Source organism: Streptomyces sp. PA03-6a, assembly GCF_033792765.1.
Classification (GTDB): Bacteria; Actinomycetota; Actinomycetes; order Streptomycetales; family Streptomycetaceae; genus Actinacidiphila.
Map to the genome: position 1 here is coordinate 1 of NZ_JARAVK010000225.1, position 15,205 is coordinate 15,205.

Below are 15,205 nucleotides of genomic sequence, written 5' to 3' on the forward strand. Positions count from 1 at the left end.
ATCGCGGGGAGGTGGTCCGGCAGGTAGGGCCGGAAGCCGGTGTACGCGCGCAGTGTCGCGACGTCCCGGAGCACCGGGAACAGGGCCAGGGCCTGGGCGGCGAGGCGGCGGGCGACGGGCAGCGAGAAGGTGCGGTCGAAGCCGACGCGTTCGCGGCTGGCTCCGATGAGCACGGGGCCGGCGGCGGTGGCCTCGACGACGGCGGAGGTCTGCAGGGCGGCGGAGTCGCTGGCGACGTCGGCGACGTAGTCGGCCGCGTACACCTTGTGGCGGACGGTGCGCGCCGGCAGGGGCTCGGTGACCAGGACGAAGCCCCGTCGCGGCAGCACGGGCAGCCGCACCCCGGCGAGGGCGGCCACCTCGCCGCCCCAGGTGCCCGCGGCGTTGACGACGGCCGGGGCGTGGATGTCGCCCCGGTCGGTGCGGACCCCGCGCACGGCGCCGTCCGGCGCGCGGAGCACCGCCGTCACCGTGGTCCCGAGCCGCGCCTGCGCTCCCAGGTCGCGGGCGGCGTGGACGAGCCGGGCGGCGGCGAGCGCGGGCTGCACCTGGGCGTCCTGAGGGTAGTGCACACCCCCGGCGAGGCCGTTCGCCAGGTGGGGTTCGAGCTCGCGCAGCCCGTCCGCCGGGACGGGCACCGCCTGGACGCCGCTGCGCCGCTGGGCGGCGGCGAAGTCCTCCAGTGCGCGCAGTCCTTCCGCGCCGGACGCCACGACGAGCCCGCCCTTGGCCTCGTACTCGGCGGTCGCGCCCAGATTGTGACGTTCCGTCAATTCCTGCCACAGCCGGGCGGAGAGCAGGGCGAGTCCGAGCTCCGGACCCGGCTCCTTGTCGGAGACCAGCAGATTGCCCTCGCCGGCCCCGGTGGTGCCGCCGGCCACCGGCCCGCGGTCCACGAGGACGGTGCGGAGCCCGGCCGCCGCGGCGTGGAGGGCGCAGGCCGCGCCCACCATCCCGGCGCCGACGACCACGACATCGCAGCTCGTCGGCTTGCTCACGCCGGTAATATGTCACACAGCACTACTCACAACCAGCCGTTGCGCCGGAATCCGCGGTGGATGACGAAGCAGGCGACGACCATCACGCCCACGGCGAGCGGATAGCCGTAGGTCCAGCGCAGTTCCGGCATGTGCTCGAAGTTCATGCCGTACAGGCCGCAGATCATGGTGGGGACGGCGAGGATGGCGACCCAGGCGCTGATCTTGCGCATGTCCTCGTTCTGGGCCATGGACACCTGCGCGATGTTGGCCTGGAGGATCGAGTTGAGCAGGTCGTCGAAGGAGGTGACCTGCTCGGTGGCGCGGGCGAGGTGGTCGGCGGCGTCGCGGAAGTAGGTCCGCAGGTCGGCCTCGATGCCGGGCAGGGGCTCCTCGGCGAGCCGCTGGAGGGGGCGGCCGAGCGGGGCCACGGCCCGCTTGAGCTCCAGCAGTTCGCGCTTGAGCTGGTAGATCCGGCCGGCGTCGGTGCCGCGGCCGCGGTGGTCGGAGAAGACGTCGGTCTCGACCTGCTCGATGTCCGCGTGGACCGCGGAGGTGACGGCGAGGTACTGGTCGACGACGTGGTCGGTTATCGCGTGCAGGACGGCGGCCGGCCCCTTGGCGAGCTGGTCGGGGACCGTCTCCAGGCCCTCCCGGAGCGGGCCGAGCGAGCCGTGGCCGCCGTGGCGCACCGTGATGACGAAGTCGGGCCCGGTGAAGACCATGACGTCGCCGGTCTCCACGACCTCGCTGGTGGCGGTGAGCCGGTCGTGCTCGACGTAGCGGGCGGTCTTGAGGACGGTGAACAGGGTGTCCCCGTACTGCTCCAGCTTGGGCCGCTGCTGGGCGTGCACGGCGTCCTCGACGGCGAGCGGGTGGAGCCCGAACAGCTCCGCGACACCGGCGAACTCCGCTTCCGACGGCTCGTGGAGCCCGATCCACACGAAGCCGCGGCCGGACTTGCGGACCCGGGCGATCGCCTCGTACGCGGCGCAGTCGTCCTGGCGCAGTCCGTCCATGTAGACCACGCAGTTCACCACCGAACTGCCCAGCGGGGAACGCGCCGGGTGGCTGAGGTCCACACGCCGTTGGCGTACGTGGGTGAGGCGGACGGCTTTGCGGAGATTGCTGATCATCGACATGAAAGGCTCCTACGCAGGCATGCGGCCGCCAGTATTGCCCACGACCGGGCCTGTTCGAGCCCTCCGTCACACCGTCCTTGCACCGTGGGGGCCTTGGGGCGCTCCGCTTCCCGCCCCGTTTCCCGGCCCGCGCCGCCCCCCGCGCACGCGTCGGGCCCCTACGGCCGGTGAGGGCACACGGCGGCAGGGACCCGGCGGGGTACGGCGGTGCGAACGCCGCTGCCTCCTTACACATGGCGGGGGTGTCGCGCCGACCGCCATTTGTCGGCGATCGCCCCCGCGCCGGGGCCGGTGGTGGACACCACCCAGGGCGAGATGATCATCCAGATGCCGAGGGCCGCGAATGGCCCGGCTGAGGCCGTACATCCTGGCCGGCGCCATGGCGAGGCAGAGCCCGAGCAGGGCGAGGCGATGCCGATGACCGGGTTGTTGAGCGCCAGTTCGGGACGGGCGCCCGAGAAGTGGACCGTCCAGGGGCAGATGACGCAGTAGAGGCCATTGTGTGCTTCCACGTCTTTTCGCGGTAGAAATCACCTTCATCACCTTTTCCCATGAGATGCCGGTGATGTGACATGCGCGACAGGCGGCCGGACCGTGCTCCCGCGCGACCGCCCTGTTCGCGAGGTCACCGCCTGCCAGGGCGTCCGGTCGGGGGGTGCGGTCGGGGCGGACCTGGTTCGCGGGGGGCGCGGGACTTCTCTTACACTCCGTAGGGCTCCGGCCGGTGCAGGCCCGGGCATGCCACGTCCTCCGCAGAGATGGGTCCCATGAGCGCCATCAGTATCGGTCAGGCAGCTGTGCTCGGCGTCGTGGAGGGGGTCACCGAGTTCCTCCCGATCTCGTCCACCGGCCACCTGAAGATCACCGAGGGCCTGATGGGCATCCCGGTGGACGACAAGGCCGTCGTCGCCTTCTCCGCGGTCATCCAGTCCGGCGCCATCGCGGCCGTGCTGGTCTACTTCTTCAAGGACATCGTCCGGATCTGCAAGGCGTGGTTCACCGGCATCGCCAACCGCGAGGAGCGGTACCACCACGACTACAAGTTCGGCTGGTGGGTGATCTTCGCGACGATCCCGATCGTCGTCGTCGGCCTGGCGGCCAAGCCCCTCATCGAGGGGCCGCTGGCCTCACTGTGGGTGGTCGCGGGCTCGCTGATCGTCGGCAGCGGCGTGATGTGGGCGGCCGACCAGATGGGCCGCCACAAGCGCGGCGAGGACGACACCACGTTCAAGGACGCCATGCTCGTCGGCTCCTCGCAGATCCTCGCCCTGCTCTTCCCCGGCTTCTCCCGCTCCGGCGCGACGATGTCCACCGCGCTCATCCTCGACCTGGACCGGGTCGCCGCGACGCGGCTCTCCTTCTTCCTGGGCATCCCCGCGCTGACCGGTGCCGGTCTGTACGAGCTGAAGGACGCGCTCGGCGCCGGGGTGGACACGGCGCCGCTCGTCGTCGGGACGGCCGTCTCCTTCGTCGTCGCGTACGCGTCGATCGCCTGGCTGCTGAAGTTCGTGGCCAAGCACTCGTTCAACGCGTTCATCATCTACCGGCTCGTGATCGGCGTCCTCCTCTTCGGCCTGCTGGGCACGGAGGTCATCGCCGCGTAGGCGTACGGCCCGACAGGGCCAGGGCCCGCTCGAAGGCGGTGGCCGCGGCGGGGTCGGCCAGCGTGACGGGCGCGGCGAATCCTTCGTACCGGCGGTAGACCTCGGCGTACCGGTCGACGACCGCCAGCACGAACGCGCCGAGGGCCTCGCCGCAGCGGTACTCCTGGCCGGTGGCACGGGCCACGTCCCAGCCGTGGACGGCGAGCTCCTTGACGACCATCGAGGCGACCTCGGCGGCCGGCATCGACCCATGGCCCAGGTCGACCTCCCCCTCCCAGGCCTCCGGCGCCGCCCACGCCGCCACGGCCCGGTCCAGCTGCTCCGCGTACGCCCCGGCCCAGTCCGGGCCGGCGGTGAAGTCGCGGGCCGTGAGCTCCTCGGGCAGCGGCTTGCGCAGCGCGCGGTGCTCCAGGCCGTGCGAGGTGTAGAGGATCCAGTGGTTCAGCAGCGTGCGGGTGTCCCACTCCCCGCAGGGCGTCGGGGCGGAGAGCCGGGCGGGGTCGCCGCCCACCCCGCGGGCGACGCGGGCGGCCTCGCCCGCGGCTTCGATCATGTACGCGTGCAGTTCGGTCATGCGGCCATGCTGCGCGCAGGGGCGGCGGCCGGTCTTGAACAAACGCGACAGCCCGGACGGCCGCCCGCCGCCCCCGCGGCCTACACGTCCACGACGACCTTGCCGACGACGCCCTCCTCCACCGCCGCGTGGGCGTCGGCGGTGCGCTCCAGCGGGAAGCGGTGCAGCGGCAGCCCCGACTCCTCGCCGGACCGCAGGGCGCCGTCCCGCAGGGCCGCGGTGACGGCCGCGACCGCCTCGCGCTTGGCGGCGTCCGGCATGGTGTAGACGAGCACGCCGTGCCAGCGAAGATTGCGCGCGAAGGTCTCCCTGACCGGCAGCGTGAACTCGGCGCCGCCGTTGTCCGCGTAGTAGGCGACGACGCTGTTCGGCGCCAGCACCGCCAGGTCGAGCCCGCTGTTCACCGCCACGGCGACCTCCACGACGATGTCCACACCCTCCGGCGCGGCGCGGCGGATCTCCGCGGCCGGGTCGGGGGCCGTGTAGTCCACGACGTGGTGCGCCCCCGCGGCACGGGCGAGCTCCGCCTTGTAGGGGTTGCTGACCGTGGCCACGACGAACGCCCCCGCCCAGCGCGCGAGCTGGATCGCCGCGTGGCCGACCGCGCCCGCCCCGCCCGCGACCAGGACGTTCCGGCCGCCGAGGACGCCCGGGGCGAGCCGGGCCGGGCCGCCTTCCGCCACCGTCAGCGCGCGGTGCGCGGTCATCGCCGGGATCCCGAGGCTCGCGCCGGTGTCGAAGGACGCGGTCGCGGGCAGCGGCACGGCGTGTGCCTCCGGGAGCGTCACGTACTCCTGGGCGGTGCCGTCCGCCCGCTGCCAGGCGGCCTCCCACAGCCACACCCGCTCACCGGTCCGTCCGGGGTCGACGCCCTCCCCGACCGCGTCGACCACCCCGGCCCCGTCCTGGTTCGGCACCTGCTCCGCGACCGTGGCGGGCGGCCCGCCGCGCCGCGACTTCCAGTCCGTCGGGTTGACCCCCGACACCTCGACCCGTACCCGTACCTCGCCCGGACCCGGCTGCGGCAGCGGCCGCTCGGTCAGGCGCAGCACCTCGGGGCCGCCGCCTTCCGTGTACACGATGGCCTTCATGATCCGTACAAGGCGGCGCCGGGGCGCATTCTTCCCGCCGCACGGGTGTCCGGTCCGGGTAAGGTCGGCCCGTGCCCGCCGCGCCTGCCGGTCCGCCGTCCCTGGAGGCGGCGTTCCCGGCCACGCTCGCGCCGGACGTGCGCGCCGTCGCAGCCCTGCTGCCACCGCCCCCGCCCTACGACGACCCCCGCTGGGAGGCTCACGGCGATGTGCGGATGCCGGTGCGCCTCTACCGCGGCGAACCGGACCCGGACGTGCCGGCCGCCCTCACCCCCCGGCAGCGCCTCGTCCTGCACTGCCTGTACGCGCTGCACCCCGACGGGTACGTACGGCAACGGCACGCGGCGCACGTGGCCGGGGTGGTCGAGCCCTGGGCGGTGCCGTTCGTGGTGCGGCTCACCGGCGAGTACGTGCTGGAGATCGTCGCCGACCTCCGCGCACGGCTCACCGGGGCCCTGGCGCCGGGGAGCGAGGCACGCCGCGTGTACGGGCGGTTCGCCGCGGAACACCCTGAGTTCCTCGCCGTCACCGAGCGCCGCGCGGTGAGCTACTGGAACGAGTACCACCGGTGGCGGTTCCCCGTGTTCACCGACCATCCCGCCGCCGCCGTGCTCGAGTTGCTGCGGGCCGCGGCCGTGGAGACCACGGGCCAGGCGTGGCCACGACAGATGCGGGCGGGGCGGGGCGCGTGCTGAGGGGCGTTACGCGCGCGCCGCCCGTTCGCACAGGACGGCGGCGCCGGACGGTTCCGGCGGCGGATCGGGGAGACCCACCGCGGCCGCGCCCGGCGACCGGTGCGGGGAGCGGGGGACGAAGGCTCCGCTGGTGCCGCCGCGACCGCGGTGGACCAGGACGCCGGAGACCGGATCGGGGACGGCGTCGAGCGCCGCGCGAGTGCCGGGCAGGGCGCGCCATGCGAGCCAGTGCTCCTCTTCACGGAAGCACAACTCGAAGACGACGCCCCACCCGTACGAGTGCCATTCCCACGCCAGTGCACGGTTGGTGACCGCCGACTCCACGAGCGTCGGCGCATACGCGTCACGCCATGCCGCGGCGGATGTGCTGGCGTTGAGGACTTCGATGGACCACCAGTCCGCTGCCATACCCAAAACGATAGGCACTTCGCAAGTCGCCCGCCAGGGTCCTGCCCCTGACGGCGCGTCACACAGGGTCGGCCGAAGCCAGCAACTCCGTCACGCGCGCCGCGAAGCGGGCGTCGCAGGGGTGGGGGACGCCGGTGCGCACGGCCGTGAGCAGGGCGTCGATGGCGTTGCCGAAGGCGGGCACGGGACCGTCGGCGCGACCGGGGAGCGAGACGACCCCGGAGGTGCCGCGCAGCTCGACGGTCATGCCGGCGGCCGCCGGCGGGGCCGTGAGGCTCAGCGCCGCCGTGCTGGAGGCGCCGCCGTCGTGCCGCAGCACCAGGTGGACGGTGTCGCCGGGTCCCTGGACGGCGGTGAGCGCGGTGACGTCCCCGAGGACCGGGAGGAGCACGGACAGCGCGTGTGGCCCGACGTCCCACAGGGCGCCCTTCTCACGCCGCCAGGGGGACGCGGCGAAGGGGCTGTCGCCGGAGGTGAACACCGAGCCGAACCACTCCGCACGAGCGGTGAACCAGCCGTCCACGGCGGCCTGCTCGTCGATCCAGGCGGAACTCGTGGCGTCGAAGCGGAGGGTGAAGAAGACCACCGACGCGACCCCGGCGGCCTCGGTGGCGTCGGCGACACGGCGGGCGTCGGCCACGGTCGTCGCGACCGGCTTGTCGAGCAGCAGGTGCCGGCCGGCCGCGGCGGCACGCGCGGCCAGCGGGGCCTGCACGTCCGGGGGCAGGGCGATGGCGACCGCGTCCACGTCGCCGATGAGCTCGTCCACGTCGGCGTAGGCGCGGGTGCCGAGGGTCGCGGCGAGTGCGGCCGCCGCCTCGGGGCGGCGGCCCCAGATCCCGGTGAACTCGACCTCGGGGTGGGCGACGAGGGCGGGGCCGTGGGCGATCTCCGCCCAGGGGCCGGTGCCGAGCAGTCCGATGCGCATGGTCACCGCTCCCCCGCCGGCTCGGTGTGGCTGCGGTACCAGGTGCGGTCGAGGTCGACGACGTCGACGGCGGTCTGCACGCTCAGCCCCGGCGTCGGCGCGAGGTGCTCCCGCACCAGCTCCAGGACGGCCTCGCTCAGCTGCGTCTTGGCCTCGGGCGTGCGCCCGGACAGGACGGCGGCCTGGACGAGCACCAGCGCGTGCTCGGGGGCACCGTCGGCGAGGACGTACTCGTCGGACCGGCGGAAGCGGGTCTTGCACGCCTCCACCCTGGTGTCGATGGTCTTGGCGACCAGCGGGTGCAACGCGGTCGCGAAGCCGCGCCGGTCGAAGGCGTCCGCGAGGTTGCCGGTGTAGTCCACGGTGATGTGAGGCATGGCACACACCCTACGTCCCTGGTCACGGCGGTCCGCGAGGGCCCGTCCCCGGGGCGGTGGAGGGCCTTCCGCAGGCCCTGCCGGGGTGTCCGGCAGGTGGGACGGCGGCGCGTTCACATCGGGTTAACACACGGGCAATGGATGCGAAATCGCAGGTTGTGAGGCTGCAGCGGCAACACCACCCACCCGCAAGGCCCACGCCAACAAGGATGACGCCCGTGAGCTACAAGGCCGAGTACATCTGGATCGACGGTACCGAGCCGACCGCGAAGCTGCGCTCGAAGACCAAGATCCTCGCCGACGGCGCGGAGCCCGGTGTGTGGGGCTTCGACGGCTCCAGCACCAACCAGGCCGAGGGCCACAGCTCGGACCGCGTGCTCAAGCCCGTCGCCACGTACCCGGACCCGATCCGCGGCGGCGACGACCTGCTGGTGCTGTGCGAGGTCTTCAACATCGACGACACCCCGCACCCCTCCAACACCCGTGCCCTGCTGCGCCCGGTCGCCGAGCGCTTCGCGGGCCAGGAGTCGCTGTTCGGCATCGAGCAGGAGTACACCTTCTTCCAGGGCTCGCGCCCGCTGGGCTTCCCCGAGGCCGGCTTCCCGGCCCCGCAGGGCGGCTACTACTGCGGCGTCGGCGCCGACGAGATCTTCGGCCGCGAGATCGTCGAGCAGCACCTCGACAACTGCCTCGCCGCGGGCCTGGGCATCTCCGGCATCAACGCCGAGGTCATGCCCGGCCAGTGGGAGTTCCAGGTCGGCCCGCTCAGCCCCCTGGAGGTCGCCGACCAGCTGTGGGTCGCGCGCTGGCTGCTCTACCGCACCGCCGAGGAGTTCGGCGTCTCGGCCACCCTGCACCCCAAGCCGGCCCAGGGCGACTGGAACGGCGCGGGCGCGCACACCAACTTCTCCACCAAGGCCATGCGCGAGGGCTACGACGCGATCATCGAGGCCTGCGAGGCCCTCGGCCGCGACGACAAGCCGATGGAACACATCAAGCAATACGGCTCCGGCGTCGAGGCCCGCCTGACCGGCGCCCACGAGACCGCCCCCTGGAGCGAGTACAGCTACGGCGTCTCCGACCGCGGCGCCTCGGTCCGCATCCCGTGGCAGGTCGAGGTCGACAAGAAGGGCTACATCGAGGACCGCCGGCCCAACGCCAACGTCGACCCCTACGTCGTCACCCGCCTCATCGTCGACACCTGCTGCTCCGCGCTGGAGAAGGCCGACCTCGTCTGACGCTCCGCACCATCCCCGAGGGCGCCCGTCCACACGCCGGGCGCCCTCGGCGCGTCCACGGCACGTTCACGGCACGCGGACGGCCTCGAAGAGGAAGCAGCCGTACTCCACGGCCCGTACGTGCACCAGGGCGACCCGAGGATCGGCGAACCGGGCCGCCAGGACGGCGTCGGCGGCGCCCGCGGCGACCTCGTCCGCGGTCAGCCGGACCAGCCGGCCACCGAGGATGCGGCCCCGGGCGTCGTAGCACCGGAAGACCCGCCGCTCGCCGTGCAGGGCCGCGGGGTAGCCGGGGGCGTCCGGCGGGCCGGGGCAGTCCTCCGCGGCGGCGTGCACGAAGACCGGCCCGGTCTCGTCGTACGGGCCGGGGTCGGCCCCGGTCGCGGCGGCCCAGCGGCGCAGCGGCGCGTAGGCGGCCAGCGCGATCCGCTCCCCCGGCGCGCTGTGCCGCAGGCAGCAGCGGAGCGGGGCGCCGCCCTCCGGGTCCGGCTCGGGGCGGGGGACGAGACCGGCGTCGTCGCCGCCCCGCAACTCCTCGGCGACGGCCGGGTCGAGGGCCCGGACCTCGTACGCGATGCGATGGGTGTCCATGCCCCCAGCGTCGCCCGGTCCGCTCAGGAGGTCCGGCGGGATTCGGACGTCGTGCTCAGGGCCCGCCACGCTGCACGGTCGCCGGGCAGCCCGAGCCGGGCGAGGAGGGCACCCCGGTTGCCGCCGCGCGGATCCCACAAGGTGTCGTGCGCGGCCAGGGCACCGGCGTAGGCACGCTGGGCCGGGGTGGCGCTGTGGGCCGCCGGCCAGCCGTCGGGGAAGAACCGCGGCAGATAGGGGCCGATGTCCGGGTCGGGGTGGCGCCACGCGAGCAGCGGCAGGACGGCGAGGGCCGCGGGCAGCAGCCGCTCGGGGTCGGTGACGCGCCGGCACAGTGCGGCGGCGACGGTGAAGCGGGGCCGGCCGGTGAAGGTGGCGGGCTTGCGGCCGAACGCAGCGTCGAGCGCGGCCGGGTCGCGCAGGGCGTCCAGCAGCACCGTGTGCACGTCCTCGTCGCCGTCGAGGGCGGGGGCGAGCGCGGCGCAGACCCGCACGGCCGGTTCGGGGTCGGCGAGCAGGGCCCGGGGCGCCTCGCCCAGTTCCCCCAGGTGGACGGCGAGAGCGGCGCGCTCGTCCGTCCCGGCCGTGGCCGAGGCAGCGGTGAGGACCCGGACGACCTCGTCCCTGCGGCCGGCGAGCGCCGGGTGCGCGGCCGTGCGCGCCACGCAGGCGGCCGCGGCGGTCCGCACCTGTGGGTCGGGGTCGGTCAGGTGGACGGCGGCTGCCGCGTGGACGGCGGGCAGGGCGTCGTACACCCCCACGGCCGCGCGGACGACCGCCAGGTCGGCCATCTCGTCGTCCCAGAGGGCCTGTTGCTCCTCCTCGTCCGCGTTCGCCCAGGCCTCCTGCCAGGCGTCGGCCGCCGCCCCGTCCGCGGGGAACGCCCGCACCCGCCACTCCTGCGCCTCCGCCGGGCCGGGCGCCGCCTCCGCCGCGTACCGCAGGAAGGCCAGCAGAGCCTGCCTGGGTGCGGCCGGGTGCTCCCCGGCGAGCAGCTCAGCGACCTGGCGGACGGCCGGCGGCGTGGCCGGCCAGGGTGTGCCCTGGTGCACGATCGCCCCGTTGAGGTGCTCCAGGGCGGCCCGGACGTCCGCCTCCCGGCCGGTGCGCAGGGCGGCCAGATGCCGCGGGGTGTCCGTGGCGGCGCCGTAGGCGTGGAACAGCCGTGCCCAGTCCGTCTCGTGCATGCGGCCATCATGGCGCGGGGCACCGACAACGCCTGCTCGCAGGCCGGTTGGGCGCTCCGGCACCGGGGCGGCGCGCGGTGGCGGGGTGACCATCCCAGGATTCACTCGTTCTACGGAACGTGAACGCCCAGCACGCGACCGCCACCCGTCCCCGGCACGGCGCAGCCGTCATCGTGGACGTCGAGGAGGCGGAGGCCGCACTCGTCGAGAACTACCCGCACCTGGTCCGGCTGGCCTACCTGACGTTGCCGCCGTCGCTCGGCCGGCACCGGAGGGTGCTGACCGCCCACACCCTGACGCAGGGCGTGCTGCCGCGCTCGCCGTGCGAGCCGGACCCCGCCGTGGTGGACGTCCCCGGGCCGCGGGGGACCGTGGACCCGGCGTACGCCCTGGTGCGGCAGGAAGTGCTGGACACGGCACTGGCGTTCGGCCGCGAGCGGGGCTGGCGGGGCCGGCTGCGCAGGACGGTGGTGGGCGGTCCGGCGCCGTACGTCTGGGGCCTGCGGCTGCACACCAAGGCGACCGGGACGGACGAGGCGGAGCTGGACCGGGCGCTGTCCGGGCTGAGCGCGGCCGGGCGGGCGGCCTACGCGCTGCTGGAGCTGGAGCGGCCCCGGCACGCGGACGGCCGCGAGGTGCGCAGGCTGCTGGTGGCCGCCGGCGTGGCCGACCCGCGGGGCGCCCTGAAGGCCGCCAAGGCGGTGCCGGAGGGACTGCTGCTGGGCGGCACCGGGTTCGACCCGTGCACGGTGCAGGCCCGGCCGACGGATCTGCTGCGCAGGCGGCAGCACGTGCGCGTGGGCCTCATCGCGGCGGGTGCGATCGCCGTGACCGCGACCCTGGTCGCCGTGCTGACCGGCGGGCAGGACCCGTACGCGGCGGGCGGGTCGCCGGGGGGCGCGTACGGGACCGCGGTGCTGGACCCGGCGAAGCTGGTGCGGGTGCAGGACACCGCGTGGACCCGCGCCTCCCGGGTGGACTTCACGGCCTGGCCGGCCCGCGGCGGGCGCGCCGGCGACCGGGCGCTGCTGGGCCGGGCGATGGCGGTGTGGGCGCACCCCTCCGGCAACGTCGCCGTGTCGGCCACCAAGGGCACCGCCGAGGGACTGCCCGCGCAGCAGCCGCAGTTGCTGTACGCGGGGGACGTGGACGGCGCCACCGTGGTGCTGATGTACGACGGCCTGCGGCTGGTGCGCTACGCCGAGCCGCGCGACGGCGGGGGCTCGGCGGCCCTGGACTTCGCCCGGGTGGACGGCGCGGGCGTGACCACGGCGGCCGTGGTGCTGGGCCGGACGGACGGCAACACCAGGTTCCTGACCGCCCCCTGGGTCACCGAGGCGGCCTCCCGCGACCTGCGGGACCCGGGGCGCGCCCCGGCGAAGCTGGACCGCACGGCGGACGGGGTGACCGAGCCGGTGCGGATGCCCGGTGCGGACAGCCGTCCCGGGGTGTGCGGGGACACCTGGCCCGCGCTGCAGTTCCGGGCCGCCGGCGGGCTCGGCGTGGACCGGCCGTTCCTCCTCACCGACCTCGGCGACCTCGTGCCGGCGCACCTGACGTACCAGCCCGCCGTAAACACCACGCCGCTGGAGGCGACCGGCCCCACGGCGCTGGCGAACGTGGCCAGGACGGCCTGCAACCTCTCCTCCATGAGCGGCCTGGGCACCCGGTCGGTCAACGTCTGGCGGTACGCGACGCAGCGGCTGCCTGAGGACAACGGGCAGGCGTCGTGGGTCTGCGCCCGCGCCGACACCTGGCGCGGCACGGACGGCCGGGCGCTGGCACTGTTCCTGCCCCCGGTGTCCGAGCCGGGCACCCCGGGCGCACCGGTGGGCCAGAGCGGCCGGGACAACGGGGCGTGCGGCCGGGCGGTGCCGCAGGTGCTGGCCGGGGCGCTGTGGAAGTCCACCGCCGGCCACTGGTACCTGCTGGCGGCGGGCAGCCGTGACGTGACGCGGATCAAGGCCACGGGCGGCGTGACCGGCGCCTCGAAGGGCCCGACGATGGCGGTGCGGGCCGAACAGGGCGCCCGGGCCGAGCTGTCGGCGGTGCTCGACTCGGGCGCGGCGCTCACGACGCTGCGCTGAGGCCGCCCTCCCCCGCCCCGGTGGCCTGCTCCGCGCCAGGAGCGGCCGCCGGGGCGCCGCGCGGGGAGCGGGCGCGGCGCGGTGCTCCCCCGTCGGGGTGCCAGCCGAAGGCGAGGCAGCTGCCTGCGACGCCGAGCAGCAGGCCGACGAAGAAGCCGCCGAGGTTCGAGGTGACCCAGCTGCCCAGGGCCAGCAGGACACCGACGATCGAGTAGAAGAGCCGCTGGGCCGGGTTGAGCAGGATCAGCAGCCCGCATATCGCCATCAGCCCGGGCAGCAGGTAACCGGCCAGTCCCTGCGCGCCGATGTGCAGGACGACGGGCAGCGCGGCCTTCTCGGTCACCAGGATCTCGGCGCCGCCGAGGGTCAGCAGGACTCCTCCCCAGAACGGGCGGCGGCCGCGCCAACGACGGAAGCCGGCCATCAGCAGCCCTCGCCGCTGAACTTCAGTTTCAGGCCGGGCAGTTTGAACACCGCGGCCGTCGTGGCGTAGTTGGTCTGCCGCAGGTGGTCGATGGTCACGGTGTCGGACTGCTGGCTGAAGACGCCGATCGGGCCCTGGACGCCGGCCTTGTCGAGGGTGCTGGCGTCGTTGCCGATCTCGATGCCGTCGAAGGCGGCGTCGCCGGACAGCTCGGTGGAGTCGGTGGTCAGCCCGCGGGCGGTGACCTTCTCCGCGCCGCCGCCCGCCGTGATGACGAGGTTGGTGCCACCGAGGTCGACGCTCTGGCAGAGGTCGGTGAGCGTCGCCTTCCTGATCGCGGAGACGACGACCAGGACCTGGCCGCCGGTGTCGCCGGTGTTCGGGCTGCCCTCGGCCATCGAGTCGAGGCCGCCGAACTGCGCGAAGCCCTCGCCCTTGAGTTCGGTGGCGGTGACGGTGAACGGCATCCCGGAGATCGCGAACTGCACGCCGAGCGCGCCCTGCGCGGTGAGGACCATGAGCGTGGCGCCGATCGCGGCGGCGGGTACGGCCATCGCGGCGGCGCGGCGCCAGCGGACGCGGCCGGGCCGTTCGGGGGTGGCCGGTGTGACGGGTGTGGCGGCGCCGGTGGTTCCGGGCTCTTCGGACGAGGCCATGGCTGCTCCCAGGACATGCGAATGCGGAGGAACGAGCTGACTGGCGCGGTGTCCTGGCGCGGACAGCGGCTGCGCACGTCCGTCCCCGGCGCCTCCCGGCGGGGCACGAGGGCGTTCACGGTACGGCGCAGTGGCCGGGGTGGAAGTTACAACCGGGTAGGGACCGGGTCAAGGGCCTTGTGCACGGCTCATGGTGACGGTGCGTCGGTCCTGTGACGGAGGGGCGTGGCGGGCGCCAGGCAGGGCGACGAGGAGGCGCGGGCGGGTGGCCGCGGCTCGGCGAGCCGTGCCGCGGCGGCCTCCGGCCCGAGGAACGGCGCGAGGACGAAGTAGCTCAAGGTGGGCAGCAGTGCGGGCAGTTCGGCGGCGCCACCTGCGGCGATCCGCCGGTAGATGCTCGCGTACACCCCGCCGACGACGGCGTCGACCAGCTCGGTGGCGGCGACCTCCGGCGGGGCCCCTACGGCACCGGCGGCGCCGTCCGCGGCGGTGAAGAAGCGCCGGAACCGGGCGAGCAGCACATCGCGCTCCTCGCGCCCGGCCTCCCCCACGGCGTCGATCTCGACCACGGCCATGGTCGCGAAGGCGGGCGCCCCGGCGAGGATGCCGAGCAGCGCGCCGAGGGCGTCCCGGATCCCGGCGGACCAGTCGCCGGCGGCCTCCGAGGCGGCCTCCATGGAGGCGACGACCAGTCCGGTGCCGTGGCGGTGGGCGGCCAGGAAGGCGTCCTCCTTGCCGCGGAACTGCTCGTAGAACACCGGCCTCGTCACGCCCGCGGCCTGGCAGATGTCGCTGATCCGGGCCTTGGCGTAGCCGCTCTGCGCCACGGTGCGGACGATGCCGTCCAGCAGCCGGTCGCGCTGGGTGGCCGCGACCACCTCGGCCGGCACGCGGCGGGGTCCGCGGCGGATGGAGCGCTCCGGATCGCGGCCGGTCCTGGTGCCGGGGAGGACGAGGGGCGGCGGTGGCGAGGGAACCGCGGTCATCTCGAACTTCCTTCCGGGTCCTTGACGCTGAATACTCGTCAGGTTTACAACTCTCGCAGGTTTCCCACGGGTCCGTGGCGCCGGACCCGTTCTCCACCGCAGCACATCCTCCCGGCCCCACTCCGTGACGAGGAGCACGTGCGCATGGCCGATTCCGGACCCCCGCCACCGTCGCCCGCAGCTCCCCGGCCGCGGTCCCGCACCTGATCCCGTACGGGTCCCCGGTGCGGTCCCCCACGT

17 protein-coding genes are annotated in these 15,205 nt (G+C 74.5%); 4 read left to right on the plus strand and 13 right to left on the minus strand.

Annotated features, from left to right (window positions below; all coding sequences use genetic code 11):
• From PV350_RS36260 to PV350_RS36270, 3 genes are all read right to left on the minus strand, one after another.
• Window positions 1-998: NAD(P)/FAD-dependent oxidoreductase (locus PV350_RS36260; protein ID WP_500337766.1), on the minus strand; the 998-nt coding region annotated here is incomplete at its 3' end.
• Between the two features lie 26 nt (window positions 999-1,024).
• A complete protein-coding gene (locus PV350_RS36265) occupies window positions 1,025-2,119 on the minus strand; it encodes a magnesium and cobalt transport protein CorA (protein WP_499511475.1) in 1,095 nt (364 codons plus the stop codon).
• Window positions 2,120-2,346: 227 nt separating this feature from the next.
• The gene (locus tag PV350_RS36270) at window positions 2,347-2,631 is read right to left on the minus strand and encodes an SPW repeat domain-containing protein (protein WP_500337769.1); all 285 of its coding nucleotides are present in this window, start codon (window positions 2,629-2,631) and stop codon (window positions 2,347-2,349) included.
• 255 nt (window positions 2,632-2,886) lie between these two features.
• Between PV350_RS36270 and PV350_RS36275 the strand changes: the two genes are divergently transcribed.
• Window positions 2,887-3,723, plus strand: a complete 837-nt coding sequence (locus tag PV350_RS36275; RefSeq protein WP_499511477.1) for an undecaprenyl-diphosphate phosphatase — start codon at window positions 2,887-2,889, stop codon at window positions 3,721-3,723.
• On the opposite strand, the gene PV350_RS36280 is transcribed toward PV350_RS36275, so the two are convergent.
• Together PV350_RS36280 and PV350_RS36285 are read right to left on the minus strand one after the other, a co-directional pair.
• Window positions 3,710-4,297 carry a TIGR03086 family metal-binding protein gene (locus PV350_RS36280; RefSeq protein WP_499511478.1) on the minus strand — a complete coding sequence of 196 codons (588 nt, stop codon included), beginning with the start codon at window positions 4,295-4,297 and terminating at the stop codon, window positions 3,710-3,712. The two genes, PV350_RS36275 and PV350_RS36280, sit on opposite strands and share 14 nt — an antisense overlap.
• A gap of 80 nt (window positions 4,298-4,377) precedes the next feature.
• Window positions 4,378-5,388, minus strand: a complete 1,011-nt coding sequence (locus PV350_RS36285; RefSeq protein WP_499511479.1) for an NADPH:quinone reductase — start codon at window positions 5,386-5,388, stop codon at window positions 4,378-4,380.
• Between the two features lie 71 nt (window positions 5,389-5,459).
• Here PV350_RS36285 and PV350_RS36290 point away from each other — a divergent pair, with 71 nt between their 5' ends.
• Entirely contained in the window at window positions 5,460-6,083 is a 624-nt protein-coding gene (locus PV350_RS36290; RefSeq protein ID WP_500337772.1) for a hypothetical protein, read from the plus strand.
• A gap of 6 nt (window positions 6,084-6,089) precedes the next feature.
• On the opposite strand, the gene PV350_RS36295 is transcribed toward PV350_RS36290, so the two are convergent.
• The 3 genes from PV350_RS36295 to PV350_RS36305 are packed head-to-tail and all read right to left on the minus strand — an operon-like array spanning window position 6,090 to window position 7,796.
• Complete coding sequence (locus PV350_RS36295) at window positions 6,090-6,491, minus strand: hypothetical protein (protein WP_499511481.1); 402 nt, start codon at window positions 6,489-6,491, stop codon at window positions 6,090-6,092.
• 58 nt (window positions 6,492-6,549) lie between these two features.
• Window positions 6,550-7,419, minus strand: a complete 870-nt coding sequence (locus PV350_RS36300; protein ID WP_500337774.1) for a Gfo/Idh/MocA family protein — start codon at window positions 7,417-7,419, stop codon at window positions 6,550-6,552.
• Between the two features lie 2 nt (window positions 7,420-7,421).
• Window positions 7,422-7,796, minus strand: a complete 375-nt coding sequence (locus tag PV350_RS36305) for a 5-carboxymethyl-2-hydroxymuconate Delta-isomerase (protein ID WP_499511483.1) — start codon at window positions 7,794-7,796, stop codon at window positions 7,422-7,424.
• Between the two features lie 218 nt (window positions 7,797-8,014).
• Between PV350_RS36305 and glnII the strand changes: the two genes are divergently transcribed.
• The gene (gene glnII / locus PV350_RS36310) at window positions 8,015-9,034 is read left to right on the plus strand and encodes a glutamine synthetase (protein WP_499511484.1); all 1,020 of its coding nucleotides are present in this window, start codon (window positions 8,015-8,017) and stop codon (window positions 9,032-9,034) included.
• Window positions 9,035-9,100: 66 nt separating this feature from the next.
• Here glnII and PV350_RS36315 read toward each other — a convergent pair whose 3' ends face one another.
• Both PV350_RS36315 and PV350_RS36320 read right to left on the minus strand, forming a co-directional pair.
• Window positions 9,101-9,625, minus strand: coding sequence for a DUF1203 domain-containing protein (locus tag PV350_RS36315; RefSeq protein ID WP_500337776.1), 525 nt, complete (start codon window positions 9,623-9,625; stop codon window positions 9,101-9,103).
• A 23-nt stretch (window positions 9,626-9,648) separates the two neighbouring features.
• Complete coding sequence (locus PV350_RS36320) at window positions 9,649-10,812, minus strand: hypothetical protein (RefSeq protein WP_500337778.1); 1,164 nt, start codon at window positions 10,810-10,812, stop codon at window positions 9,649-9,651.
• Between the two features lie 119 nt (window positions 10,813-10,931).
• Between PV350_RS36320 and PV350_RS36325 the strand changes: the two genes are divergently transcribed.
• Window positions 10,932-12,899 carry a hypothetical protein gene (locus tag PV350_RS36325; RefSeq protein ID WP_500337779.1) on the plus strand — a complete coding sequence of 656 codons (1,968 nt, stop codon included), beginning with the start codon at window positions 10,932-10,934 and terminating at the stop codon, window positions 12,897-12,899.
• Here the strand turns inward: PV350_RS36325 and PV350_RS36330 are convergent.
• The 3 genes from PV350_RS36330 to PV350_RS36340 form a co-directional block, all read right to left on the minus strand.
• Window positions 12,883-13,323, minus strand: coding sequence for a DUF6114 domain-containing protein (locus tag PV350_RS36330; protein ID WP_500337780.1), 441 nt, complete (start codon window positions 13,321-13,323; stop codon window positions 12,883-12,885). The two genes, PV350_RS36325 and PV350_RS36330, sit on opposite strands and share 17 nt — an antisense overlap.
• The gene (locus tag PV350_RS36335; protein ID WP_499511489.1) at window positions 13,323-13,979 is read right to left on the minus strand and encodes a DUF6230 family protein; all 657 of its coding nucleotides are present in this window, start codon (window positions 13,977-13,979) and stop codon (window positions 13,323-13,325) included. The genes PV350_RS36330 and PV350_RS36335 overlap by 1 nt, the downstream gene beginning before the upstream one ends.
• Window positions 13,980-14,167: 188 nt before the next feature.
• A complete protein-coding gene (locus PV350_RS36340) occupies window positions 14,168-14,965 on the minus strand; it encodes a TetR/AcrR family transcriptional regulator (protein WP_499511490.1) in 798 nt (265 codons plus the stop codon).
• Window positions 14,966-15,205: the final 240 nt, after the last annotated feature.